Raw genomic sequence first — 24,854 nt, forward strand, 5'->3', positions numbered from 1 at the left:
CTCGCCAAGATGGGGGCATGTGAAGTACCCGCTTGTTTTACAGTTCCTGAGCATGGATTTGGCCTGAAAAATCTTGACGAATTTCCTTCCTCCTTACTGATGCTCGATTGCACATAAATCCGTGAGCGATATAGTGTGCCCGTTCTGCATATTTCTGACCCATCTGGAAACATAATTTATGTCAGTGTTAACCTGGATTGTGCTTGCCAGCGTAGCAAGTGGTTTACTGAGCATTGGACTTGCAGCATTATTTGCTTTAAATGTCCGTAGTGATAAGTGGATCAATATACTAATTTCATATGCTATCGGCGCGCTTCTTGGAGCAGCATTTCTGAATGCGTTACCTGAAGCATTGGAGCTCACTGATACGCCGAAACAACTGACGTTTATTTTGTTACTTGGTATTCTTGTTTTTTTTATTCTGGAAAAACTTTTGTTATGGCGCCATTGCCATTTATCAGAATGTGAAGCACATGAACCCACATCGCAGGTGGTTTCTGCAGCTGGCAGAGGGGTGGTAGGTGTTCATGATCACGGCCGCAGTGGCATGATGATTATACTGGGTGACACTTTTCATAATTTTGTAGATGGTATCCTGATTGCAACAGCCTTTATGGCTGATATTCAACTGGGAATGGTTACGGCTATTGCGATTACTGCACATGAGATTCCACAAGAAGCAGGGGATTTTATTATTTTGCTCAATTCAGGGTTTACACGAGCGGGAGCACTCTGGTCCAATCTGCTATCCGGTACAGCAACTGTGTTTGGAGGGTTACTGGGGTATTTTATGCTGCATCAATTGGATCATCTGATTGCCCCAATACTTGCTCTTGCTGCAGCAAGCATGATTTATGTGGCAATGTCTGATCTGATCCCTAGCTTGCATAAGCGCCCTGAGATCGGTGCAACTGTTCAACAGGTCACACTTATCGTTATGGGAATCAGCACGATATGGTTGATAGGGCTATTTTTTGGCCATAATCACTAAAGCAGCTACCTGTTTTCTACAGAAACAGGTATTGATGATGAAGTGAGATTGCCACGATAGCCTTCTGCAGTACGATAATAAAGAGTGCGCAATAAAACACCATCATACCGATAGATTTCACGAGTATTCACACTTCCGGATTTTATCAGCATTCTTTCAAAATCTCCTTCGGCTGAGCCTGATTCCAATGCCTGCCGTTTCATCCCGATCAGCAGAATGGGCCGGTTAGTAGGGGATTCGGACGGGTACCAGAAACTGTACATGGCGGCGTGTTCGCCAAATAGATTGCGAGATCGGATATCAAGAGTAGGGTGATTATTGTTGTAAAACGCAAGCGCACTGGCTATTGACCATTTGCTCATGCCAACCACAATTGGTGCTTCTCCTGTTGTTTGCCTGATTTCATCAGCAATTTTTTCGACTTCTGCTGTGGTTTCCCTCCAGAAATAATGCTCGCTCAGAAATTGATAAGGGAGTCCAGGTATTCCCAGCGTGACATAATGCAAAATGAAAGCGTAGGTCAGTAATGATACGGTGATCATTGGCTGCCAGGCAGTGCTCAGCCATCCCGAGATATTCTTGAATATATTCTTTTGTCCGATCATCCAGGCCATGGTGGGTATCAACGCCAACCAGAGTGGGCCGGTCCAGTGGAAGCGCAGAGAACCAAAAGTGCTGGCTATCAGAAAAACTATTAGTGGGACTCCAGTGAATATGCCAATGAAAAGAGATTTACGGGCTGTCTGGGGATAGCTCAGAAACACTGAACGCAATGCGAGTATCGCTGCGACCAGTCCGACTGGCGTAAGCATAATTGCAATTTGCAGCATTAACTTAGGCGTTGCAAATTCGTGATGTGCCTTGCCGACCCTGTTGGTCTGAAACAAGAAGGAAGCCCAGTCATTTTCCATATTCCAGATGATCACGGGGCTGAACAGTATCAGCGCAATTAATACAGCTACATAGGGATGTGGGCGCAACAGCCAGCGGCGCGCAACCGGATCCAGGATAGCGAAAACCAGTGCAGCGATGCCAAGCAGTCCAAGTGTGTATTTGGACAGAATCCCAAGACCGAAAGCAATACCTACCCCGAGCCATGCCCGGTTCTGATTTGCGAGCAAGGCCCGCTCCATGTAGTAAAGTGTGGCAGCCCAAGCAGCAACCAGTGGTGCATCTGGTGTCATTGCCAGTCCTGCTGCAAAGCCAAAGGGTACGATGGCAAGCAGTAATACTGAGCGCATAGCGGTAGATTTATCGTAGAGGTTGCGTGCAAGGGCGTATAAATAAGCCATTGCGATCAACCCGCACAAGAAGGCGCCGATTCTTACTCCAAATTCATTCTGGCCAGCCAGTGTGGTTCCCAGCCAGATCAACCACGCCACCATCGGCGGATGATCAAAGAAGCTCAAATCCATATGTTGTGCGTATTGCCAGTAATAAGCTTCATCTGGGATCAGCTGCGCCACACTCATGTAAACTAGACGCAGCAGGATGACGAAACAGACAATACCTACGGCAGCAATGCGCCATCGTGTATCGGTAGAAACAGCGGGCTTGGTTCGTGGAAATACGTAAAAAGCGGATCCAAGGTAATTTACAATAGCTGTTGCGATAATCGCAGGGAAAATAGCCCATTCACTTGATATATTCCAGGTATAGACCAGCCAGGCCAGAACGGCTCCTCTCAGGAGCATTGCAAATATTCCAACGATCAGGAAGCGAGAGAACTGGCTCCAATGTAAATGTCCCGAATGATGCAGCCGGAATGACCATTTGGTATTCAAAGCATAATTGAAGCTGGCTGCTGCGATGAAGCTGGAAATATGTGCGGTTGCCAGACTGATGCCCTGCCCGGTCATCCATTGAAAAATCAATACATCAACAAAGACACCCAGAAATCCAACCATGGCAAAGCGGCTTGCTGTGTAGAAAGAGACAGTGCCACCAGCCAGTGTGATGAGTTGCTGCAGATAAGTAAGATGATGTGAAAGGGAGAGCTTGGAGCTTCCGTGCAGTCGATTGTGGAAGTGGATTGGGATTTCTTTTACACGCAGTTGTTCACGCCCTGTCATCAGCAGTTCCAGCAGGATTTTATAGCCGCGAGCATTTTCTGTAATGTTTTTGATCAACTCTCTTCGGAAAGCAAAAAAACCCGAAGTTGCGTCATTTACATCACAAATAGTGCGTGCAAGCCAGCCCCCTGCCCGGGATAGCCAGAGACGATAGAAAGGCCAGCCGATAGTATCGCCACCAGCTATGTAACGACTGCCGATCGTTATGTCGTGAGTGTCATCCAGAATCGGCTGGATTAGTGAGGCCAATCGTTCTGGTGGATGGCTCAAATCAGCATCCATGACTGCAATAACTTCATACTTGGCGGCTGCTGTTCCGTCAAGAATGGAAGCGGTTAGATCGGGTCGTGCATGTCTTTCAATCAAGCGTACGTTATGAGTGTCTTGCCATTTTTTGACTTTGTCAGGAGTGCCATCCGTGGAACTGTCATCCACGATAATGACTTCAAACTGATCTCCCAGGTTATCAAGAGAGAAAATACTCGTTAGTAGGGGGTCGATATTTCCAGCTTCGTTCAGGGTAGGAATAATGAGTGAAAATCGCATGTTAAGCTCAAGTTATTCCCGGGGCCTGTTGACATGGGTTTAGAGTTGGCTTCCCGGGGGTGACAACGTATTAGAGAAAGATCATCTTGATTCAGGATCAGGATATTCTATGGACGATTTTTCTGGTATTTCAGAACAGCACGGTTATGTTCTTCAAGTGTAGATGAGAAGTGCGAAGTTCCGTCACCTTTGGCAACAAAGTAGAGCTTATCAGTAATAGCAGGGTTAAAAGCTGCCCGGATGGAGGCCAGTCCCGGCATGGCAATGGGGGTAGGGGGTAGGCCGATCCGGGTATAGGTATTGTATGCATGATCGGTCTGCAGATCGATTTTTCGCAGATTCCCATCGAATTTATCTCCCATGCCATAAATTACTGTTGGATCAGTCTGGAGCTTCATGCTGTGGCGTAAACGATTGACAAACACACCTGCAATCCAGGCGCGCTCATTGTCTTTTCCCGTTTCTTTCTCTATGATCGAAGCAAGAATCAGACCTTCATATTGATTCTTCAACGGGAGTAATTTTTGTCTTGAAATCCATTCTGTTTCAAGGTGTCTCTGCATGGCATGGTAAGCACGTTTCAGAATTGTCAGATCGCTGCTGTTTTTGGTAAAAAAATAAGTATCCGGGAAAAAAATACCCTCAACGCCCGGTTCTTTTGCTCCGATCAGCTCCAGTAGTTTTAAATTACTGAATTCGCTTGATACATGATGGATAGCCGGGTGCTCATCCAGTATTTTTCTAAATTGCGAGAAAGTCCATCCCTCAAGAAAAGTAACAGTATGTTGCTTGACTCTTCCCTGAGTGAGGTATTCCAGCAGATCCAGTGGCGATAAGTTTTTGGTAAGCTCGTATTCGCCTGCTTTGAGCGATGCGTTATATCCTGTCATGTGTGCAAGGAGTATGAAAGACCATGCATTGGGGAGAATATCCGCATCGGTTAATTGTTGAGCGATATTACGCAGACTACCTCGGGGTTCGATCGAAAATTCATAGGGTATGACTGGAAGTTTTACCGGTGTTGTGACCAAGCGGTAGAACCATATGGAAAATAGTGTGCTGACAACCAGAATGACTAAAAGAACGAAACTCAGAAAACGTAGTGAACGTGTCGATTCAGGCATGTCAGCACACTCAGGTATTCGGTTAACTGATCATGCCAGATATTTCTCCGGAAAGCGTAATCAGTTATTTTCATATGTATTTCGATTACTCCTAAATATCACATCCCGGAAATACGGGAAATGATATTTAGGTTTTTCGAAAGACTAATGTACCGTTAGTTCCACCAAATCCGAATGAGTTTGACAGCGCGGCATCAATTTTCATTTCTCTGGCAGTGTTAGGTACATAATCCAGATTACATTCGGGATCAGGATCATCAAGATTAATGGTGGGTGGAGCAATCTGATAGAAAATAGCCAGAGTAGAGAAAATTGCTTCCACACCTCCTGCCGCACCTAGCAAATGTCCGGTCATCGACTTGGTGGAGCTGATTGCCAGATTTTCGGCGTGTGCTCCAAAGCAACGCTTGACCGCAACTGTTTCTGCAATGTCACCCAAAGGCGTTGATGTTCCATGTGCATTGATATAGTGGATATCTTCCAGATTCAACTGCGCATCAGATAATGCGTTCTTCATGCAGCGAGCAGCACCTTCACCGTCTTCACAGGGGGCTGTCATATGATAAGCATCCGCACTCATACCGAATCCGGCCAACTCTGCATAAATCTTTGCACCACGTTTTTTGGCGTGTTCCATCTCTTCCAGGACTAGGATACCTGCGCCTTCTCCCAGGACAAATCCATCTCTTTCGAGATCCCACGGCCGGCTTGCTGCCGCCGGATCGTCGTTGTTTGATGACAGGGCGCGGGCGGAGGCAAATCCCCCAACAGCCAGCGGAGTTATGCTTGATTCAGCGCCACCACAGATCATAATATCCGCGTCACCATGCTCAATCATTCTGGCAGAGCTGCCAATGCAGTGTGTGGCAGTGGTGCAGGCAGTAACAATGGCAAGATTGGGTCCTTTATACCCAAACATGATGGATAAATTACCGGCCACCATGTTGATAATGGTACTGGGGATAAAGAAGGGAGATATTTTTCGGGGACCACCCGCATGATAGGCTGCATCGGTATTCTCAATCATGGGCAGGCCGCCGATTCCGGAACCGATATTAACACCGATACGCTCAGCATCGAATTTGGTTACATCACTGATTCCGGCATCCTTAACAGCCTGAATGGCCGCTGCCATCCCGTACTGGATAAAAATATCCATACGGCGCGCCTCCTTAGCAGAGAGATACTCTGTTATCTCGAATCCTTTGACCTCCCCAGCAATTTTTGAGGAAAAGTCCGATATATCAAAACGTGTGATTTGTGTAATACCAGATTTCCCGGCAATTACGTTTCCCCATGCTTCGGGAACCGTATTGCCGACAGGAGAGACAATTCCTAACCCGGTAATGGCTATTTTACGCTTGGACAAAACAACCCCGCTGAATCATTGAAAAATTATTCTTACTGAGTTGAATTAGCAGCTACGAAATCAATGGCTTCTTGAACCGTATTGATTTTTTCGGCTTGTTCATCAGGAATTTCGCATTCAAATTCTTCTTCCAGTGCCATGACGAGCTCAACTGTATCAAGTGAATCCGCTCCCAGATCGTTGACGAAAGAGGATTCGTTCTTAACTTCTGACTCGTTAACACCTAACTGCTCGGCTACAATTTTCTTGATACGCTGTTCTATTTCAGTAATATCCATTGATATACCCATCCTTATCAGGTAAAAAACTCTCGCAAGTTTAACAAATTTCAAACAACCGGCAAAATCTGCCCGGTCATGTAGGCCAGATGCCATTTATTGCTACAAAAAATATTGAATGTTCCATGGTTTTGAAAGGGTTTGCTAGAAATATCAGAAATCAGGTCATTCCATATACATTCCACCGTTTACATGTAGTGTGGCTCCAGTAATATAATCTGCAGCCGGGGAAGCCAGGAAAACGACAGCCGCAGCAACATCTTCCGGGCGACCTAATCTCCCAAGAGGAATATGCTGGATAAGTGACTGCTGCAGATCTGATGAGAGTGAGCGGGTCATATCGGTATCTATAAACCCAGGGGCTACACAGTTTACAGTGATATTTCTGCTGCCAATTTCTTTTGCAAGCGATTTGCTGAAACCTATCATTCCCGCCTTGGCCGCTGCATAATTGGTCTGTCCGGGATTCCCGATAGTACCGACTACTGACGAGATATTAATAATGCGGCCACTGCGTGCTTTCATCATGGCGCGCAGGACAGTGCGGCTTAAACAAAACACGGATTTCAAGTTGGTCTGCAAGACACTATCCCATTCGTCGTCCTTCATACGGGCAAGCAGGTTGTCACGCGTAATGCCGGCGTTGTTGACCAGTATTGCAACATTACCCAACGATTTTTGTATGGTTTCAATGCCATTACTAATATGCTCGATATTGCTGACATCCATAACCAGACCCATGCCTGATACATGGGCCTCACTCAGATACTGATTGATATAGTCAACTCCGCTTTCAGAGGTTGCAGTGCCAATAACAGTTGCTCCGTGCTTTCCCAGTTCCAGGGCGATAGCTTTGCCGATGCCGCGACTCGCTCCTGTTACCAGTGCAATTTTATGTTCCAGTATCATTCCGGGAGTTTATGAATTGATGAGAAAACTATTTCTGATGATGCATTACTGACGTACTATTTCAATACTTCTACCGTTTTGAGAAAGGAGTGGGAATCAGTTAGCGCAACATTCTCCAGATTTTTATCAATGCGTCGCGTCAGACCGGATAGTACTTTGCCTGGACCACACTCCACAACATGTCTTACACCTAGTGCTGCAATGGCTTGAATTGTCTCTGTCCAGCGAACTGGATTATCAAGCTGGCGCGCAAGTATCTCGCGAATAGAAGCTGTTTCGGGGTGCTGCTGGACATCGACGTTGTGCAAGACAGGAATCCGAGGAGGTTGGAATGTGGTTTTTCCCAGCAGAAGTGCAAATTTCTCGGCTGCCGGTTGCATGAGTGAGCAGTGTGAAGGAATACTCATCGGCAGTATAACTGCTAATTTTGCTCCTTTTGATTTTGCGAGTGTCACTGCTTGTGCAATTGCCTGAGAATGGCCAGCGATGACGACCTGGCCAGGGGCATTGAAGTTCGCAGGCTCCAGTGATGTATCTGGCAGCATATTTATTACTTCAGCGCATACTGAAGAAACAGTATCATCATCCAGCCCGACAATGGCTGCCATGCCTCCTGTTCCTTCAGGAACAGTTTCCTGCATGACTTCTGCGCGATAACGAACCAGTTTCAGAGCATCACCCAAACCAAGCGATTCGGCAGCTACCAGCGCAGCATATTCGCCAAGACTATGGCCAGCCAGATAATGTGGTCGGGCACCTCCTGCCTGTTGCCAGGCCCGGTAGATGGCCACGTCAGCAGTTAACATGACAGGCTGGGTGTTGGTTGTGAGATTCAAACTGTCTGCTGGTCCGTTGCTGGCTAACGACCACAGATCCTGCTGCAGAATATCTGATGCTTCATTGAACGTCTCACGTATTGATGGAAGTTCAGAATAACCATCCATCATGCCGACTGACTGAGATCCCTGTCCGGGAAAAATAAAAGCAATCTTCATGTTTTACCAGCGTACCAGAACTGATCCCCAGGTGAATCCACCTCCCACACCTTCCAGCACAACATGCTGGCCTGACTGGACACGTCCGTCGCGTACTGCCTGATCCAGTGCCAGCGGCACAGAAGCAGCTGAAGTATTGCCGTGTTGTGTGACAGTCACTACTACCTTCTCTTCGGGTATACCCAGCTTTTTTGCTGTTGAGGTGATAATACGGATATTGGCCTGATGAGGGATCAGCCAGTCGATATCGGAAGGTTGTAGATCATTCGCACGCAATGCTTCCAGTACCGCCTCTTCCAGGACTTTAACGGCAAATTTGAATACCGTACCGCCTTCCATCGTGATGAAGGGTGTGCCTTGTATCTTTCCGGAATGAATAGAAGCGGGGGCTGAAAGAACCTGACTATAGCTTCCATCCGCGTGTAAATGGGATGAGAGAATTCCCGGCTTCTGATCTCGGGTAAGAACTACTGCGCCTGCGCCATCCCCGAATAGAACACAAGTGCTGCGGTCGTTCCAATCCATAATCCGGGAATACACTTCACTGCCAACTATCAGTGCATTACGGGATTTTCCAGAGCTGACGAACATGTCCGCCGTAGCCAAGGCATAAATAAATCCACTGCAGACGGCCTGAACATCAAATGCAGGGCTGCCGGATATGCCGAGTTTACTTTGCAGAATACAAGCTGTGCTTGGGAAAATCATATCCGGCGTTGTGGTTGCAACAATTACCAGATCAATATCACTTGCCTGTATACCTGCAGCCTTGATGGCATTTCGACTGGCCTCCAAAGCAAGGTCGCTGGCCATCTGGCCCGGTGCAGCAATATGACGTTGTTTGATGCCAGTCCGTGTCTGTATCCATTCATCGCTGGTATCAACCATGGACTCAAGCTCCAGGTTGGTCAGGATTTTTTCCGGCAGATAACTGCCAGTACCAATTATGCGTGAATACATAGCCATGTTCAGTTGCTCACTCTACTGATGCCGGTTGTGTAATGTTTTGCTCGATGTTGTATCGCAGTGTTTCAATATGTTCGACTATGTGTCGTAATGTGCCGCCGCGTATTTCATCTACAGCGCGTTTGATAGCGCAGCGAAATGCAAAACTGTCGGCTGATCCATGGCTCTTTATGACAGTACCACGCAATCCCAGCAGGCTAGCGCCATTGTACTGTCGATGATCGACGCGACGCCTGAAGGCATTGATCACCGGCAGAGCTACCAACCCTGCCAGCTTGCTGAATAAAGAGCGCCTGAATTCCTCACGCAGATAACTGGCCAGCATCTGAGCCAATCCTTCCGAAGTCTTGAGCGCGACATTGCCAACGAAACCATCGCATACTACGACGTTGGTCGTCCCACGGTAAATATCATCCCCCTCAATGTTGCCGTAAAAATTCAGGCCGCTGCTACGGAATAACCCCGCTGCCTGTTTGACAACATCATTACCCTTGATATCTTCCTCACCAATATTTAAGAGTCCAATACTTGGATTAGGCTTGTTCTCGACAGATGAAACTAGTGTTGCACCCATTACACCAAACTGGAACAGGTGTTCAGCTGTGCAGTTGACATTGGCCCCCAGATCCAGCACATAGGTATGTCCTGAAATAGTAGGCAGAACGACTGCCAATGCGGGCCGATCTATTCCCGGGATAGTTTTGAGTACAAAACGCGAGGTTGCCAGCAATGCTCCCGTATTTCCCGCGCTGATGCATGCTTGCGCCTCACCGTTTTTGACCAGGTTAAGCGCTACACGCATGGAAGAGTCTTTTTTGTTGCGCAGGGCGATAGCCGGATGTTCATCCATACTGACGATCTCGCTTGCCGGATACAGCCTGAGTCGCGAGTCAGGCGATATGTTAAGCGCATTCAATTCCTTCGTGAGGATCTCTGGTCTGCCAACCAGGATAATGTTGGTGTCGCGGTCATGACGCAGATATTCAACAGCCGACGGGACTGTGACATGCGGGCCGTGATCACCACCCATACAATCAATTGCTACTGTTATGCTCACGTGTCAAAAAGGGGTGGACGGCAGATATGATGAAGAACCAGCTGGGGTCATTAATCGTCGTTTTTAGTTTTAATTATTTTTTTCCCACGGTAAAAACCATTTGGGCTGATGTGATGCCGTAAATGTGTTTCTCCGGTAGTCGATTCGATCGCGAGTGGCGGGTTGGTTAATGCATCATGGGAACGGTGCATCCCACGCTTGGAAGGAGATTTCTTATTTTGTTGTACAGCCATAATTTAACTCCAAAAAATATCAATTCAGTGTGTTCGTTTCAACGATGCCAATACAGTAAAAGGATGCTCCTTTGTGGCGGTTGCATGTATTCCGGTTTCGGTTGACAGACAACACCCGGTATCCTGATGACGGGGAGATATCGGCAGGCCAAGAATAACTTCATCCTCTACCAGGGTCAGAACACTCAGCTCGTTCGAGGCATAAATCGCATCCACGAAAATATCTTCGTCATAACGTGACAGCTCATCTTCACTTCTGGCCAGAAGCAGTCCTGTTTCCAAGTCAAGCTCATATTCCATTTTTCCCAGGCAGCGCTGGCAATTTAAACCAATGCTTCCACTGATTGATATTTTCAGCATCGGCCTATTACGCTCATCAAACAGCCCGGAGATCAGATAGACTAGCTCTCCTGATGTATTTACCAGATAACTGCACAGTCGTTCAAGGTTAATTAAAGGGATACTTCCTTGAAGTAATCTGCTGCTGCGGACAAAATCCAGCGTATCTATAACAAGTTGGTCGGACATAAGGCGCGCATGTTATATTTTTTATGGAAAAGTGTCAAAATTACAATTCAGTATACTACTATAATATTTTGAAAAGTCGCACTATTTACCCCCGGCTTGTGCTAGGTTCCAGCTCGGTTTACCGGCGTGAACTGCTTCAGCATTTACAAATCCCTTTTGAAACTGCAAATCCGGCCATTGATGAGTCTGCCTTGCCTGAAGAGACGCCGGATGCGACAGCACTGCGCCTGGCAAAAGAAAAGGCGCATGCATTGGTAAAGCAGTTTCCTGATGCACTCATTATCACGGCAGATCAGGTTGCTACGCTGGATAAAATACAATTGGGCAAACCACTGAATCATGAAAATGCTGTTCGGCAACTGCGCTTGATGCGTGGCAGGGAGGTTGTTTTTCATACAGCGCTATGTTTATTTAACAGTCGTACAGCTTGTCTGCAAGCGCGTATTATTTCTTGCTCGGTGAAGTATCGCGAGTTGAATGATGATCAAATTGAGCGTTATCTCGCGAGAGAACAGCCTTACCATTGTGCGGGTAGCGCAAAAGCAGAAGGATTGGGTATTGCCCTGATCGAACGTATAACCGGGGAAGATCCCAATGCGTTGATCGGGTTGCCGTTAATAGCGCTGGTGGAGATGTTAATGATGGAAGGCGTGGAGATACTGTAACTACTTGGGCTCTTACTTGAGAAAGTCGAATGGTTTTTCTGGTTTTCTATTGTTAATCGTGAGATGACGAATGCTCGAATTTACGTGTTATGTTATATTTACCAGCTGCTAATTGATGGTTGCCGATGTTTTTCAAATGAATAAACCTCTTGCTGCCAGATTCATTGTTCTGACATTTCTTGTCAGTATGCTGGCAAATACATTTGGATGGTCATTCAACAGTAAGATATTCACACACGAACTGGCTCATCTGCATCACGGGGAGTTGTTTCTGATGTACCCCGATAAACATCTTGAATTACATCAAACGCTTGATAGCACCATAGATTGGGATGCTGCTACCCATTTGTGCCTGCATGCTGCCGGCCAGTTTCAACCTTTCTATTTGCACTCAGCTTTGCAGATAGTCACTATTGCCACCAGGGAAGTGATGGTAGAAAGTGTGGTCAACGCTTTCCCGGAATCGGCTCCTGATCCCTTTTTTCGTCCTCCCCGCTTTTTCTCCTGAGTCAATTTTTTACCGGTATGGCGGTTTCGGCATGCCGGATGATTATCTGGATGCCGTCCGACGCTGTTGCAGAAATAGCCTTGTATTTTGAATATTGAGGTTGTTTTCGTGATATCCGGTGTGTACTTACGGCATGACTGTTCATGGAGAATAATCGTGATTGAGTATCAGACAGCGAAGGCAATATTGCGACAACTTCGCACAAGGCAGATGGTGCTTATCTTTGTATCATTCTTTGCGGGAATTATACCTATCTTGGGGCATGGCATGGCTTATGCCGATACCCATCCAGTCATCAATATATCGGCTGAGAAAGGTGGAGATCTGACCTTGCGTCAGGCGTTGCAGCAGGTTTTGCAGAATAATCCTGAACTGGCAGCTTTTTCCAGAGAAGTGGCTGCTTATGAAGGGACAAAATTACAGGCCGGTTTGCTGAAAAATCCTGAATTCAGTGTTGGGGCAGAAAGTATTGATTCCTCCAACCCGAATATAGAAAGGTTTACAACTTTCCGTATCAGTCAGTTGATTGAGCTTGGTGGTAAGCGATCTGCCCGGGTGAATGTGGCAACACTGGGGCAGGAGCTAGCCGATCAGGCTTATGCCGCCAAACGGTTGGAAGTTGTTGCCCGTACTGCTAATACTTTTATTGATGTGCTGGAAAATCAGGTGCATGTAAGAGTGATGGACGACACTTTGCGTCTGATGCAAAAGGCAATGAAAACAGTTGTTAAACGGGTCGAAGCGGGGAAAGCGCCGCCTATTGAAGCTACTCGTTCAAAGGTGGCATTATCCGCTGCGAGTATTGAACTGGAACAGGGTAGACGCAATTTGTCAGCGGCGCGGGCAAAGTTGGCCCTTCTCTGGGGAGAGGCGGAGCCGCGCTTTGGCCAGGCTCTGGGAGAGCTGGAATCATTTGTTGAGATACCGGAATTTGATCAGCTGATAAAACGTCTTGAAGAAAACCCAATCATGCTGCAAAGCCTTAAAAATATCGCGCAGCGTGAGGCGATAGTCGAGTTGCAAAAAGCGAATAAAATTCCGGATGTAACAGTTGGTGCAGGTATTCAGCGCTATTTCAGTCTAGACAAGACTACTGCTGTGCTGGATATATCTATTCCTATTCCAATTTTCGATCGTAATCAGGGAAATGAACTGGAAGCCCGCCAACGCCTGAATAAAGCAATGGATGAACGCGCCTCAGTTGAATTGCAACTTAGAACTGAATTTGCGCGTAACTACGAGAATCTGCTGGCTGCCCGGAATGAAATCCAGGTATTGCATGATGAGGTGTTGCCAGGTGCGCAGAATGCCTTTGAGATTACCAATCGGGGTTATCAGCTGGGTAAATTCAGTTTTCTGGAAATGCTGGATGCCCAACGTGCCTTTTTTCAAAATCGCATTCTTTATGTGCGGGCACTGGCCAGCTACCAGCGTCTGGTCAATATCATCGAGCAGTTGATTGCAGCGCCGCTTGCTGATTCAGCTGCAGATTATACGAGGCTCAATACTCAAGGGAAGGAGCGTAATCAATGAACGTTAGCGGACGATTACCCATTGTGGCGGTTATTCTGGTTGGCATTTTGCTGGGAGCGTTGCTGCTGATCCAGGATAAATCCAGGCTACCGGATGCCGAGGAATCGCCTCATTCTGTTGGGAGCGTTGCTGAACATCAATCAGTGATCGGGCCGAAGGGCGGGGAGCTGTTCTCGGAAGATGATTTAAGTCTTGAGTTGACTATTCATGAGAGTGGCACGTTTCCACAATTCAGGCTTTATCCCTATCGACAAAAACAACCATTGGCACCGGCTGAAGTAAAGGTAACGATTGCATTGTCCCGTCTTGGCAGGCCGGTGCAACTGTTTCACTTCAGGACGGAAAGTGACTATCTGGTTAGTGATCAGGAAGTGGAAGAACCTCATTCTTTCGAGATGGTAATTGTCGCTGAGTATCAGGACAAAACCTATCGTTGGCATCACAGCGAGGTTGAAGCGCGTGTGGAAATGTCCGATACGGCGATGCAAAGCAACGGTATTGAACTGGCCACGGCTGGTCCCGCCATCATTCACTCTAAAATTACTCTGCCGGGTGAAATCATTTTCAATGAACATCATATCGTGCATGTTGTGCCGCGTTTACCCGGCATGGTGGTGTCGATTAAACGCCATCACGGACAAAGAGTGAAAAAGGGAGAGGTGCTTGCGATCATGGAAAGTGCCATGCTGGCCGATTTGCGCAGTCAATACCTGCTTACCCGCAAGCGCCTGGTGCTGGCACAAACAATCTATGATCGGGAAGAGCAATTGTGGAGGGAAAAAATTACAGCAAAACAGGATTATCTTGTAGCACAACAGCAACGGGAAGAAGCCAGCATAGCAACCCAGCTGGCAGCTGAGCGCTTGCGGGCGCTGGGCGTACAGCCAGAATCCGGATTATCTTGGGAAAATATTGCGCATTATGAAATCCGTTCTCCTATTTCCGGAATTGTCATTGATGAAGCAATCGTTACAGGAGAGGTCGTCAAGGAAGATAAGACTGCGTATATCGTTGCTGACATTTCCACAGTCTGGGCGGCTGTCAGGGTATTCCCCCGGAATCTGCACCAGGTTCATACAGGCCAGCGTGCTGTTATCCGCGCGAATACCTATGATTTGACGCAGGAAGGTAAGGTGATTTATGTGACGACATTGCTTGATGAACAGACACGCACAGCCATTGCCCGAGTACAGCTCGATAATCGGGATGAACAATGGCGTCCTGGTATGTTCGTCAAGGCCGATTTGCAGATCGAAGCAGTCGAAGTCCCGGTAGCTGTATCGCTGGAAGCAATACAGACACTGGATAACCAGTCGGTGGTGTTTGGTCGCTATGGTGATTTCTTTGAAATGCGCCCGCTAAAACTGGGGCGCAGCGATAGCCAAATGGTCGAAGTGATTGAAGGCTTGTTTGCTGGAGAGCACTACGCTGCGGGCAACAGCTTCATCATCAAATCGGAGCTGGGCAAGACAGGGGCCACTCATGAACACTGAGAAGGTGTCAGTTAATTGTTTATGTCACCTGGCTATTTTTTTTGATGCCTTGATTGCTGCATATATATTTTCTATTTTCAGAAATAGTCGCAGGTTGATTGGGAGATTCTTTCATGTTTGAACGAATTCTTCAGGTTGTCATCCGGCATCGCGGGCTGGTACTGCTGGCTGTCTTGGCGATGGCTATACTGGGTTTGCATAGCTACCAGCGATTGCCGATTGATGCCGTGCCGGACATTACCAATGTGCAGGTACAGATCAATACGGCCGCACCTGGCTATTCACCCATGGAAGTCGAGCAGCGGATCACCTTTCCGGTCGAGACCATCATGGCAGGGTTGCCCGGGCTGGATTACACACGCTCATTGTCGCGCTATGGGTTATCCCAGGTGACAGTTGTATTCCAGGAAGGGACAGATATTTATTTTGCCCGCCAGCTGGTTAGCCAGCGTATTCAGGAAGCGCAAGGACAACTGCCTGCTAGTGTTAAGCCTTCAATGGGGCCGATTTCCACTGGTTTAGGGGAAATATTCATGTGGACGGTCGAAAGTACTCCGGATGCACGCAAGCCGGATGGCACCGCCTACACTGCTGCAGATCTGCGCGAAATAGAAGATTGGATCATCCGGCCACAATTGCTCATGGTGAAAGGGGTAACGGAGATCAACACCATCGGCGGATTCGTCAAGCAATATCACGTCACACCCTATCCGGAAAAGCTCATCGCCTATGGGTTGACCCTGCAGGAAATCGTGGCGGCGCTTGAGCGCAACAATCTTAACCTGGGGGCGGGTTACATCGAGAAACGGGGCGAACAGTATCTGGTACGTTTGCCGGGGCAAGTCACTAATCTGGATGAGATTGGCGAGATTACGCTGGGTAGCAGGCAGGGCACACCGTTACGCATCAAGGATGTAGCTGACATTCTGATTGGCAAGGAGCTACGTACAGGCGCGGCTACCCGCAATGGTGAAGAGGTGGTGCTGGGAACTGCTCTCATGCTGATCGGTGAGAACAGTCGTGCCGTAGCACATACTGTTGCCAATAAGCTGATAGAAATCAATCGTTCGCTGCCTGACGGGGTGGTGACTGTCCCGGTGTACGATCGGACTACTCTGATTGATGGCACGATCCATACCGTGGCCAGTAATCTGGTCGAGGGAGCCGCTCTCGTCATCGTGACCTTGTTCCTGTTTCTGGGCAATATCCGTGCGGCGATAATTGCCGCACTCGTTATCCCGTTGTCGATGCTGTTTACATTCAGCGGTATGGTTGCCAATCATGTCAGCGCTAATCTGATGAGTCTGGGTGCGCTGGATTTTGGCATTATTGTGGATGGCGTGATTGTCATTATTGAGAACAGTATTCGTTGTTTTTCCCATGAACAGGCCAGACTGGGGCGGACATTAAACCGGGAAGAACGGCTGAAACTGGTTTTTACAGCCACTCAGCAGGTCAGGCGTGCGCTGATTTACGGGCAGGTGATCATCATGATCGTCTATCTGCCGATTTTTGCCTTGTCTGGTGTTGAAGGCAAAATGTTTCATCCCATGGCGTTTACTGTGGTGGCAGCATTGTTAGGTGCATTGATTTTGTCGGTTACCTTTGTGCCAGCAGCGATTGCCCTGTTTCTGACTGGTAAAGTGACAGAAAAGGAAAGCTGGATCGTTGTGTGGTGCAAACGTATCTACCAGCCAATGCTCGTGTCGGTCATGCGTAATCAGGGATTGACGATAACGGTTGCAGTGGTCGTAATGTTGCTGTCGGTATTGCTGGTAACCCGGCTTGGCAGCGAATTTGTGCCTAATCTGAATGAAGGTGATATTGCGTTGCACGCGATCCGGATTCCCGGGACGAGCCTTTCTACTTCTGTCGCCATGCAGGAAGAGCTGGAGAAAACTATCCTGTCGTTTTCTGAAGTGGAGCAGGTATTCAGCAAGATTGGGACGGCCGAGGTCGCAACAGATCCGATGCCACCCAGTGTGGCCGATATTTTTGTCATGCTGAGGCCACCATCGGAATGGTCTGGCCGCTATCGAACCAAGGATGAGCTGATTGCGGCAATGGAAAAAGCTGTACTACAGGTGCCAGGCAACAATTACGAATTTACCCAACCAATTGAGATGCGTTTTAATGAATTGATCGCCGGGGTGAGGGCGGATGTGGCGATCAAGGTATTTGGTGACGATCTGGATCAATTGCTCGCTGTGGGAAGGCGTATTGAAGCGCTGGTAGCAACTGTGCCGGGTGCTGCGGATGTAAAAGTGGAACAGGTAACCGGGTTGCCGATGTTATCCATTCAAGCTGATCGCGCAAATATTTCACGTTATGGGCTGAATGTGGCCGATGTGCAAGATACCGTGGCCATTGCAGTCGGCGGTAAAAGTGCAGGATTGATTTTTGAAGGTGATCGTCGCTTTGAGTTACAGGTGCGGCTGCCCGAATCGTTACGCACCGACATCGAAGCATTACGCTACCTGCCGATTGGTCTGCCGGTTCAGTCTGGAGTACAGGAGGGGATTCTGGCTGGCCAGATGCCATCAGCAGGATCGGCTGCCTTTGTGACGCTGGGCGAGGTGGCTGATTTTGAAGTTGCGCAGGGACCGAACCAGATCAGCCGTGAGAACGGGAAACGCCGGGTAGTGGTATCTGCCAATGTACGCGGGCGTGATCTTGGTTCTTTCGTCAAGGAAGTGCAGGCACTGGTAAATGAAAAAGTACAAACACCTCCGGGTTACTGGCTGGCGTGGGGCGGGCAGTTTGAACAAATGATTTCGGCGGCGGAACGTCTGCAAATTGTGATACCGGTCGCGTTGGTACTGATTTTCATCGTGCTCTACACCATGTTTGGTAATTTTCGGGATGGTGTGCTGGTTTTTACCGGCGTGCCATTCGCATTAACAGGCGGGATACTTGCCTTATGGTTGCGGGATATCCCTCTGTCCGTTTCTGCTGGAGTCGGATTTATTGCGCTGTCGGGAATCGCCGTGATGAACGGGCTGGTGATGTTGACATTCATCCGGGAACTGCGCCAGGATGGGTTTGCCCTGATGGAGGCCATACAGGCTGGCGCGTTGACACGGTTGCGGCCAGTGCTGATGACCGCGCTCACTGATGCAGTCGGATTTATTCCTATGGCACTGGCAACCGGTTTGGGTGCAGAGGTGCAGCGTCCACTGGCTACAGTGGTGATTGGCGGCATCCTTTCCTCGACGATTCTGACCTTGCTGGTATTGCCCGTGCTGTACTATGTGTTTTACAAACACCGGGAAGCGGATCATCAGCTAAAAACAGAAATGCTGCTGGCTGCAAAAGTCGGGTGAGGTTATTTCCAACTGATCTATTGTTGAGACAAGTTGCTATTTTTTGAAACATTCGAGTGTCGAATTTTTTTACATTCCAGTGAGCCAGGAATTTTTTAGATGGGTAAGTAAAGCTATCTTTTTGTTTTCCCTGATATAAAAAATACTATTTGGATATGGCATGAGATATGCTTGTTAATAGAATTAAGGACATATTAAGAACCTATTTTTTGCTGGCTATTGTTATACTGGCAACTGATCTTTCCTGAAATTTTGCATGAGAGGTGACTGAACATGTCGGAAAAAAATATACCGGAACAATTGAAACAGGATGCAGTTGGTGAACAGACGACGGCTGTTTCTCCTCCTCAACCGACCCGCAGACGGTTACTCAAAAGTACCGTTACCATTCCAGTCATCATGACCTTACATAGTGGGGCGGCACTGGCACGGACGAGTAATCTGGTAGGCGCGGTTACAGATCTGGATTCGGCGGCCAAGAAGATGAATGATCTGGAACAAGCACGAATCGTGTGCGTCAATCCCGGAGATGGTCTTATTGAAGAAAGTAGCTCCACTTATGATTTAGGCATGAATCCGACAGCAGTCTTGGGTGAAGCATCGCAAGATTTGGAAACACAGGCACAGAATTGTCAAGCAGGCGGCGGCATTTTGATTTCAGCGACTGCATTTACTTCCCTTCAAGGCAGAGGATTTTTCACCGATCTATAATAATTGGCGGTGATGGTAGACTGAATGAATAGCTGGTATTCATCTCGTTTTTCACTACTGCGTATAGAAAGTTGGGAGAGTGAATTTACCGTGTTCCAACCGGAATCCGAGAAAACCCATTTTCTGAATGAAATGGGGTTGCAGATTCTTGTAATGCTTGATCAATCCCCTACCTCGCTTGAGGTACTTTGCCGGAAACTGTCGGAATATTTTACATTACAGCCTGATGCGCAATTTCTCAGGCAAGTTGCCCAGATCTTACAGCGTTATGAGGCGCTGGGGCTAATCGAAAGAGTAAAAGAAAGCGAGTGAAAGTCGGGCAGCTGTCGCTGGATGAATTTCATGCATTGCTTATTGGACAAGGTCTGCGGGTAAAGATGGGCCCGTTCAATCTGTCTGTTCAAACCCGGTTACCATTACTTATTCGTCAGCTTCACCAGATGTATTCTCACTATTCGCTGGCGGAAGAGGACGAGATTGTTGAATTTCATGTCCGAGTCATTCCCAAACATTCGATCAGACAGCCATTGGCGCGATTGATCCGATTCGAAGTTGATGGCCGCTCCCCATTTCCGCCTGTGCCCGTGGAGCAGGCGCTGGCGACCCTGGAATGGGGGGTGAATCTTGTCATTGCCATGCGCATCAATCATTTGTTGCTGTTTCATTCCGCCACAGTGGAACGTAATGGCCATGTGCTGCTGCTGCCAGCCTGGCCGGGCAGCGGCAAGACAACCTTGAGCGCTATGCTCATGCACCGTGGTTATCGTCTGTTTTCTGATGAATTCGGATTGATGGCTCCTGAAACCGGTGATTTTTTCCCACTTCCCCGGCTGATGCCACTCAAAAATCAATCTATTGAAATTATTCGTCATTATCTGCCGGAAGCTGTGCTGGGGCCGGAAATACCTGGCACGCTGAAGGGCACGGTTGCGCATATACGCCCACCGCAAGCAAGTATTGAGCGGGCAGATGAGGCTGCCCAACCCCGCTGGATTGTTTTCCCAAAATGGGTAGCTGGTGCTGCCTTGCGGCTGGAGTCTTTGCCACAATCCGAGGCGTTTCTGTTGCTTGCAACAAATGCATTTAACTACGAAGTGCTGGGAGAAGCTGCATTTGATGCGGTGACGCGCCTGGTTCGGGGTTGCGAGTGTCGCAAACTGGTGTATTCCGATTTTGACAGTGCATTGGTTGCACTGGATGAACTGACCGATGGCTGAGTTTAAGGTTGATGTCAGGCTAGATCATCACCAGTTACTGCTGGAAGCAATTATCCGGCCTGCTACCCTGGTTAATTACAGTCATTTGCAATGGGAGTTGCTGTTGCGCGTGGCAAGACGCGCAAGGTTACTTGGTTACCTTGCTGCCCGGCTGGAAAAAAATGGATCACTGGATAAAATTCCGCAGCGGGCTGCCAACTTGTTGCGCTCCAGTTTGATTCAGGCTAAAAAACAGCAGCAATCGGTAAATTGGGAGTTGAATCGAGTGCTGTGGGCGCTGGATGGCCGAGAGATCCGGATCATTGTACTTAAAGGCATGGCGTATCAGCTGCAAGATTTTCCGAACGCGGCCGGGCGCATCTTTGCTGATCTGGATTTATTGGTATCGAAGGAGGCTCTCGGTCAGATTGAATCCATGCTGTCGAAAAAAGGCTGGCAGCGCCACGTGCTCACCGATTATGACGAACGCTATTACCGTGAGTGGAGCCATGAAATTCCTGCGTTGGTGCATCCTGAGCGCGGGGTTGAGGTAGATGTGCATCACACGCTTTCCTCGCCGCTGGGCAATCTGAAAATTGATCCACTGCCGTTTCGGGAAGCGGCAATCAAAGTGAAGGATAAAGGTGTTTATGTTCTGAGCCCGGAAGACATGCTGCTACATTGCGCAGTCAATCTGTTTCAGAACAACGAATTGGCTGATGATCTGCGCCATTTGCTGGATTTTCATGAAATTCTGCAATTTTTCAGCCAGCAACAGTTGTCTTTCCGGGAGAAGCTGATCGACCGTGCCAACCGGCTTGGACTGGGTAGGCCACTTTTTTACAGCCTCTATTTCAGTCGTTTATTACTGCACTCATCGGCTCCGGAGCAGCTGGAAAAACAGTTAAATCATCAACCTGGCTGGCTGACATTGCGCATCATGCATGATTGTGTGCCGCTGGCGCTGCTGCCGCAACATCCTGATCAACCATCAAAATGGGTAGAACTCGCACGTTTGTTGCTCTACTTGCGCAGCCACTGGCTGCGCATGCCGTTGTATCGCCTGTTGCCACATCTGGCCTACAAGTTTTATCTGTCAGTATTTCCGGGCAAGAGCGCTCGTGCTAAGCAGAACGGGTGATTCTGGAAAATTACAGCAAAAAAAGTGTTGCCAGCCCCAGAAAAATGAAAAATCCTCCACTATCGGTGACGGCAGTAATCATGACGCTGGAACCAAGCGCCGGATCGCGTCCGAACTTCCGGCGTGTTAACGGGATGAGTACCCCGACAAATGCAGCGAGAAGAAGGTTTAGCAGCATGGCAAGCGACATTACCAGGCCAAGCTGTATATTCTGATAGATGGCATAGGTAAATAACCCCACGAGCCCTCCCCAGACAATGCCATTGACGATACTGACGCTGATTTCCTTGGTAATCAGTTTGAGGGTGCTGTCCTGGCTGACTTGCCCCAGCGCGAGGGCGCGCACAATCATGGTAATGGTCTGGTTGCCGGAGTTACCGCCAACACCGGCAACGATAGGCATGAGCGCAGCGAGTGCTACCAGCTTCTCGATTGAGTTTTCAAAAAGTCCGATCACGCGCGAAGCAATAAATGCCGTCACCAGATTAATCGCCAGCCAGGCCCAACGGTTGCGGACACTCTTCCAGACGGGTGCGAATAAATCTTCCTCTTCACTTAATCCAGCCTGATTGCGCGTTTCAAGATCAGCTTTTTCGCGCATGAAATCAATGACCGCATTGACAGTTACCCTGCCCAACAGTTTTCCTTCCGGAGAAACAACTGCTGCTGTTACCAGATCGTAACGTTCAAATGCATGTGTAGCCTGCTCAGCCTTGTCGTCCGGTAGAAATTTGACTGTTTTGCGTGTCATGACTTCCGTTACCGTAGTGTCCGGATCGCTAACCAGCAATCGGTTCAACAACAGAGTCCCTTGCAGGTGTTCATTGCGATCCACTACAAACAGCTGATCGGTGTGATCCGGTAATTCACCCAACCGGCGCAAGTAGCGCAGAACAACTTCGATGCGCACATCTCCGCGCACGGTAATAACATCAAAATCCATCAGCGCGCCCACTGCATCTTCGGAGTAGGACATGGCTGCGCGTAGTTGTTCACGCTCTTCCATGGGTAGTGCCCGGAAAACATCATCCATGACATCGCTGGGCAAATCTGGCGCCAGATCGGCAATTTCGTTTGCATCCAGCTGTTCTGCCGCAGCAACCAGCTCCTCGCTGTCCATATCCTCAATCAGCGTCTGGCGAACAGCATCAGAGACTTCAAGCAGCACTTCACCATCATGCTCAGCCTTGACCAATCCCCAGATAATCAGGCGATCTTCAAGTGGAAGCATCTCCAGAATACGGGCGATATCTGCCGGGTGCAGCTTATCCAGTGCCTCCCGCAGATTGGCGAGATTCTGTTTTTGTATGATCGATTCAATCAACTCCGGCTCTGGAGTATCCTGCAGCCGAACAAAACCTTCTACCAGTTTGTATTTCTGCAGTAGGTAGATAATTTTCTGCAGTTTGCTTTCCAGGTTTTCATCCTGATTTTCGTGGTGTTCTTCCGTCATGGCTGAATCAGTAGTCGTGTTTGTTGGCTGGAAGCCATTATAAGAATCAGTGAAGTACGTGCATCCGCTGCATGATTATCTGATATCGGAAATATCAGTTGAGAAATGGGCAGGGAAAAATGACTCCGTGAAATTTTTCGGGATGTTCGGAATGCTATCGGCAGTAAAGATAAACAATCCCTGTTTCTACCCTCATTATTGTTGCAGTCAGGTACCAGTGGCAAAAATACCGGGTTTTCTCGTGAATGCAATAACTATTGCAGCGCAAAACACATAAGCTGCGAGGTGCGGAGAAGACAGGGAAGCTGGCATTATTCGGGCCCGATAGCACGCCCGTAACTGCTTTTTATTTTAGCATGGAATTTTTACGGGATCGTTACACAACAGGCAGCGTGATTTGTTACTGCTGTATTTTTTCTTGAGCTTGCCTCAAATGACAATTCAATAAATTGCGGCTGCCGGCAAGCAGTCTTGCAGGAGCGGATGATTTTCTCACTTTTGATTATTTGGCAATGGTGATACCGGGAACGCTGGTGTGTGGCAGGTCGGTAACTGTCATCTGAAATAGCAGATACAGCATCTGGAAAGCATCGCGATTCCAGCGAGTATGGGGTTGCTGATTATTCACTGCGTAATATTTACCATACGAACGGATTGAGAGATCAGCGTTTGGTGGTGGGGCGTTTGTCACGAGAAGAGCCATCGTGGCATCTGGATTTTCGTCACGGAGGATGGGGGGGGTGCGTGGATCTTTTTCCACATGACGCTCCGGTTCATCACCCAGCGAACGTCCGAGCGCACTGATGATTGCATGGAAGCTTCGCAGCCGGAAGATACCTCTCATTGGCCATTTCTCGCCTGTTCCACCAGGGCGAATATCGAATGCAACATCATTGGGATCCCATTTCATTGCTTCTTCACTTAATTGTTCGCGTTCTTCCTCAGATAATCTGCCGGGATCGTAGTTGGTAATGAGGATCGGTCCCTGCTTTTTCTGACGAAGAATAAATAGTCCCTTTTTTTGATCATGATGGATAGAAAACTTCTTTTCCAGCGTATGAAATCCTTCGGCAGATACGGATGCTACAGGCAACGTCCAATCATGTTCCAGACTGAGAGGCTCAGCCTGGAGTTGATTTTGATCCTGAATCGCTGATAGGTGCAGTACCGCTTTGCGAAACATCTCATAGCCTGTCGTGTCGGATGGATCATTACGATAGATTGTTGGTGACGGATAATCATGGATACGCACTTCCTGTGCCATCAGCCGCAGCAACAAGTCGATATCGAAACGCTGACGCAAGAGAAGCATGAATTTACTCTGCTGGAAAGGGGTCAGTAATCGCCGGGTGAATTCTTCACCTTCGATCGGGACAATGCTGATAGTGGGGTTTTCTGCCACACTACCGCCAAATATCGGCATCAGTGTGTTTCCAGATAGTCCGCCCAGCGCAGGAGTGACACCGGCACTGAAGCGAAAATCGAAGGTGGCTGCTACGTTTGAGACGCCGGTAAAGTGTATTGGCTGATGGTGGTGTGCACGAGCGATGTTCGTCAATAGTTGTCTGGAAATCGCATTGGTAGTGGCCTCGTCGTAGGTGCTGACTGCGTGTTGCAGTGTGATCGGTGACAGGCAGCCTTGCAGTATGGGGAGCAAGCATGGAAGCAGCAACCATAGCGGGTATCGGTGTGTGTGTTTCGTATCAGGCGAGGTTGTTCGTTCAGCCTGGTTCGTGATGGCTGGCAGTATTGCGTGTGTCATA

Annotated in this window: 22 protein-coding genes; 10 read left to right on the top strand and 12 right to left on the bottom strand. The window is 48.3% G+C overall.

All coding sequences use genetic code 11. From position 1 onward, the window contains the following. Nucleotides 1-178: 178 nt before the first annotated feature. Entirely contained in the window at nt 179-991 is an 813-nt protein-coding gene (locus BM331_RS07610; protein ID WP_074928569.1) for a ZIP family metal transporter, read from the top strand. Between the two features lie 5 nt (nt 992-996). Here BM331_RS07610 and BM331_RS07615 read toward each other — a convergent pair whose 3' ends face one another. The 10 genes from BM331_RS07615 to BM331_RS07660 form a co-directional block, all read right to left on the bottom strand. Continuing rightward, entirely contained in the window at nt 997-3,609 is a 2,613-nt protein-coding gene (locus BM331_RS07615; RefSeq protein WP_074928571.1) for a glycosyltransferase family 39 protein, read from the bottom strand. Nucleotides 3,610-3,716: 107 nt separating this feature from the next. Beyond that, nucleotides 3,717-4,733, bottom strand: coding sequence for an endolytic transglycosylase MltG (gene mltG, locus BM331_RS07620; RefSeq protein ID WP_074928574.1), 1,017 nt, complete (start codon nt 4,731-4,733; stop codon nt 3,717-3,719). A gap of 127 nt (nt 4,734-4,860) precedes the next feature. Next, nucleotides 4,861-6,102, bottom strand: coding sequence for a beta-ketoacyl-ACP synthase II (fabF, locus tag BM331_RS07625; protein ID WP_074928576.1), 1,242 nt, complete (start codon nt 6,100-6,102; stop codon nt 4,861-4,863). Nucleotides 6,103-6,134: 32 nt separating this feature from the next. After that, nucleotides 6,135-6,374, bottom strand: coding sequence for an acyl carrier protein (gene acpP / locus BM331_RS07630; protein ID WP_143032835.1), 240 nt, complete (start codon nt 6,372-6,374; stop codon nt 6,135-6,137). Between the two features lie 171 nt (nt 6,375-6,545). Continuing rightward, on the bottom strand, nt 6,546-7,289 hold the full coding sequence (fabG, locus tag BM331_RS07635; RefSeq protein WP_074928578.1) for a 3-oxoacyl-ACP reductase FabG: 744 nt from the start codon (nt 7,287-7,289) through the stop codon (nt 6,546-6,548). 56 nt (nt 7,290-7,345) lie between these two features. After that, entirely contained in the window at nt 7,346-8,284 is a 939-nt protein-coding gene (gene fabD / locus BM331_RS07640; RefSeq protein WP_074928580.1) for an ACP S-malonyltransferase, read from the bottom strand. A 3-nt stretch (nt 8,285-8,287) separates the two neighbouring features. Then, nucleotides 8,288-9,244 carry a beta-ketoacyl-ACP synthase III gene (locus tag BM331_RS07645; protein ID WP_074928663.1) on the bottom strand — a complete coding sequence of 319 codons (957 nt, stop codon included), beginning with the start codon at nt 9,242-9,244 and terminating at the stop codon, nt 8,288-8,290. A 16-nt stretch (nt 9,245-9,260) separates the two neighbouring features. After that, entirely contained in the window at nt 9,261-10,307 is a 1,047-nt protein-coding gene (gene plsX / locus BM331_RS07650) for a phosphate acyltransferase PlsX (protein ID WP_074928581.1), read from the bottom strand. Nucleotides 10,308-10,357: 50 nt separating this feature from the next. Next, nucleotides 10,358-10,540 (bottom strand): 50S ribosomal protein L32, encoded by a 183-nt coding sequence (gene rpmF, locus BM331_RS07655; RefSeq protein WP_074455387.1) that lies wholly within the window; start codon nt 10,538-10,540, stop codon nt 10,358-10,360. Between the two features lie 24 nt (nt 10,541-10,564). Then, a complete protein-coding gene (locus tag BM331_RS07660; RefSeq protein ID WP_074928583.1) occupies nt 10,565-11,068 on the bottom strand; it encodes a YceD family protein in 504 nt (167 codons plus the stop codon). 68 nt (nt 11,069-11,136) lie between these two features. Here BM331_RS07660 and BM331_RS07665 point away from each other — a divergent pair, with 68 nt between their 5' ends. The 9 genes from BM331_RS07665 (at nt 11,137) to BM331_RS07705 (ending at nt 21,638) form a co-directional block, all read left to right on the top strand. After that, on the top strand, nt 11,137-11,733 hold the full coding sequence (locus BM331_RS07665) for a Maf family protein (protein WP_074928664.1): 597 nt from the start codon (nt 11,137-11,139) through the stop codon (nt 11,731-11,733). A 136-nt stretch (nt 11,734-11,869) separates the two neighbouring features. Next, nucleotides 11,870-12,241 (top strand): hypothetical protein, encoded by a 372-nt coding sequence (locus BM331_RS07670; RefSeq protein ID WP_074455441.1) that lies wholly within the window; start codon nt 11,870-11,872, stop codon nt 12,239-12,241. Nucleotides 12,242-12,397: 156 nt separating this feature from the next. Next, nucleotides 12,398-13,774 (top strand): TolC family protein, encoded by a 1,377-nt coding sequence (locus BM331_RS07675; protein WP_256214855.1) that lies wholly within the window; start codon nt 12,398-12,400, stop codon nt 13,772-13,774. Continuing rightward, nucleotides 13,771-15,267, top strand: a complete 1,497-nt coding sequence (locus BM331_RS07680) for an efflux RND transporter periplasmic adaptor subunit (RefSeq protein WP_074928585.1) — start codon at nt 13,771-13,773, stop codon at nt 15,265-15,267. Before BM331_RS07675 ends, BM331_RS07680 begins: the two co-directional genes overlap by 4 nt. Before the next feature lie 113 nt (nt 15,268-15,380). Continuing rightward, the gene (locus BM331_RS07685; protein ID WP_074928587.1) at nt 15,381-18,590 is read left to right on the top strand and encodes an efflux RND transporter permease subunit; all 3,210 of its coding nucleotides are present in this window, start codon (nt 15,381-15,383) and stop codon (nt 18,588-18,590) included. A 273-nt stretch (nt 18,591-18,863) separates the two neighbouring features. Continuing rightward, nucleotides 18,864-19,301, top strand: a complete 438-nt coding sequence (locus tag BM331_RS07690) for a hypothetical protein (protein WP_074928589.1) — start codon at nt 18,864-18,866, stop codon at nt 19,299-19,301. 24 nt (nt 19,302-19,325) lie between these two features. Further along, nucleotides 19,326-19,613, top strand: a complete 288-nt coding sequence (locus BM331_RS07695; RefSeq protein ID WP_074928591.1) for an HPr-rel-A system PqqD family peptide chaperone — start codon at nt 19,326-19,328, stop codon at nt 19,611-19,613. Continuing rightward, nucleotides 19,610-20,518 (top strand): HprK-related kinase A, encoded by a 909-nt coding sequence (locus tag BM331_RS07700; RefSeq protein ID WP_074928593.1) that lies wholly within the window; start codon nt 19,610-19,612, stop codon nt 20,516-20,518. Before BM331_RS07695 ends, BM331_RS07700 begins: the two co-directional genes overlap by 4 nt. Next, nucleotides 20,511-21,638: a nucleotidyltransferase domain-containing protein gene (locus tag BM331_RS07705; protein WP_074928595.1), complete on the top strand. Its 1,128-nt coding sequence runs from the start codon at nt 20,511-20,513 to the stop codon at nt 21,636-21,638. Before BM331_RS07700 ends, BM331_RS07705 begins: the two co-directional genes overlap by 8 nt. A gap of 10 nt (nt 21,639-21,648) precedes the next feature. Here the strand turns inward: BM331_RS07705 and mgtE are convergent, their stop codons facing one another. Next, nucleotides 21,649-23,091, bottom strand: coding sequence for a magnesium transporter (mgtE, locus tag BM331_RS07710; protein ID WP_074928597.1), 1,443 nt, complete (start codon nt 23,089-23,091; stop codon nt 21,649-21,651). 502 nt (nt 23,092-23,593) lie between these two features. Then, entirely contained in the window at nt 23,594-24,853 is a 1,260-nt protein-coding gene (locus BM331_RS07720; RefSeq protein WP_256214856.1) for a hypothetical protein, read from the bottom strand. Between the last annotated feature and the right edge of the window lies 1 nt (nt 24,854).

It is taken from the genome of Nitrosomonas eutropha, assembly GCF_900116685.1.
GTDB lineage: Bacteria > Pseudomonadota > Gammaproteobacteria > Burkholderiales > Nitrosomonadaceae > Nitrosomonas > Nitrosomonas eutropha_A.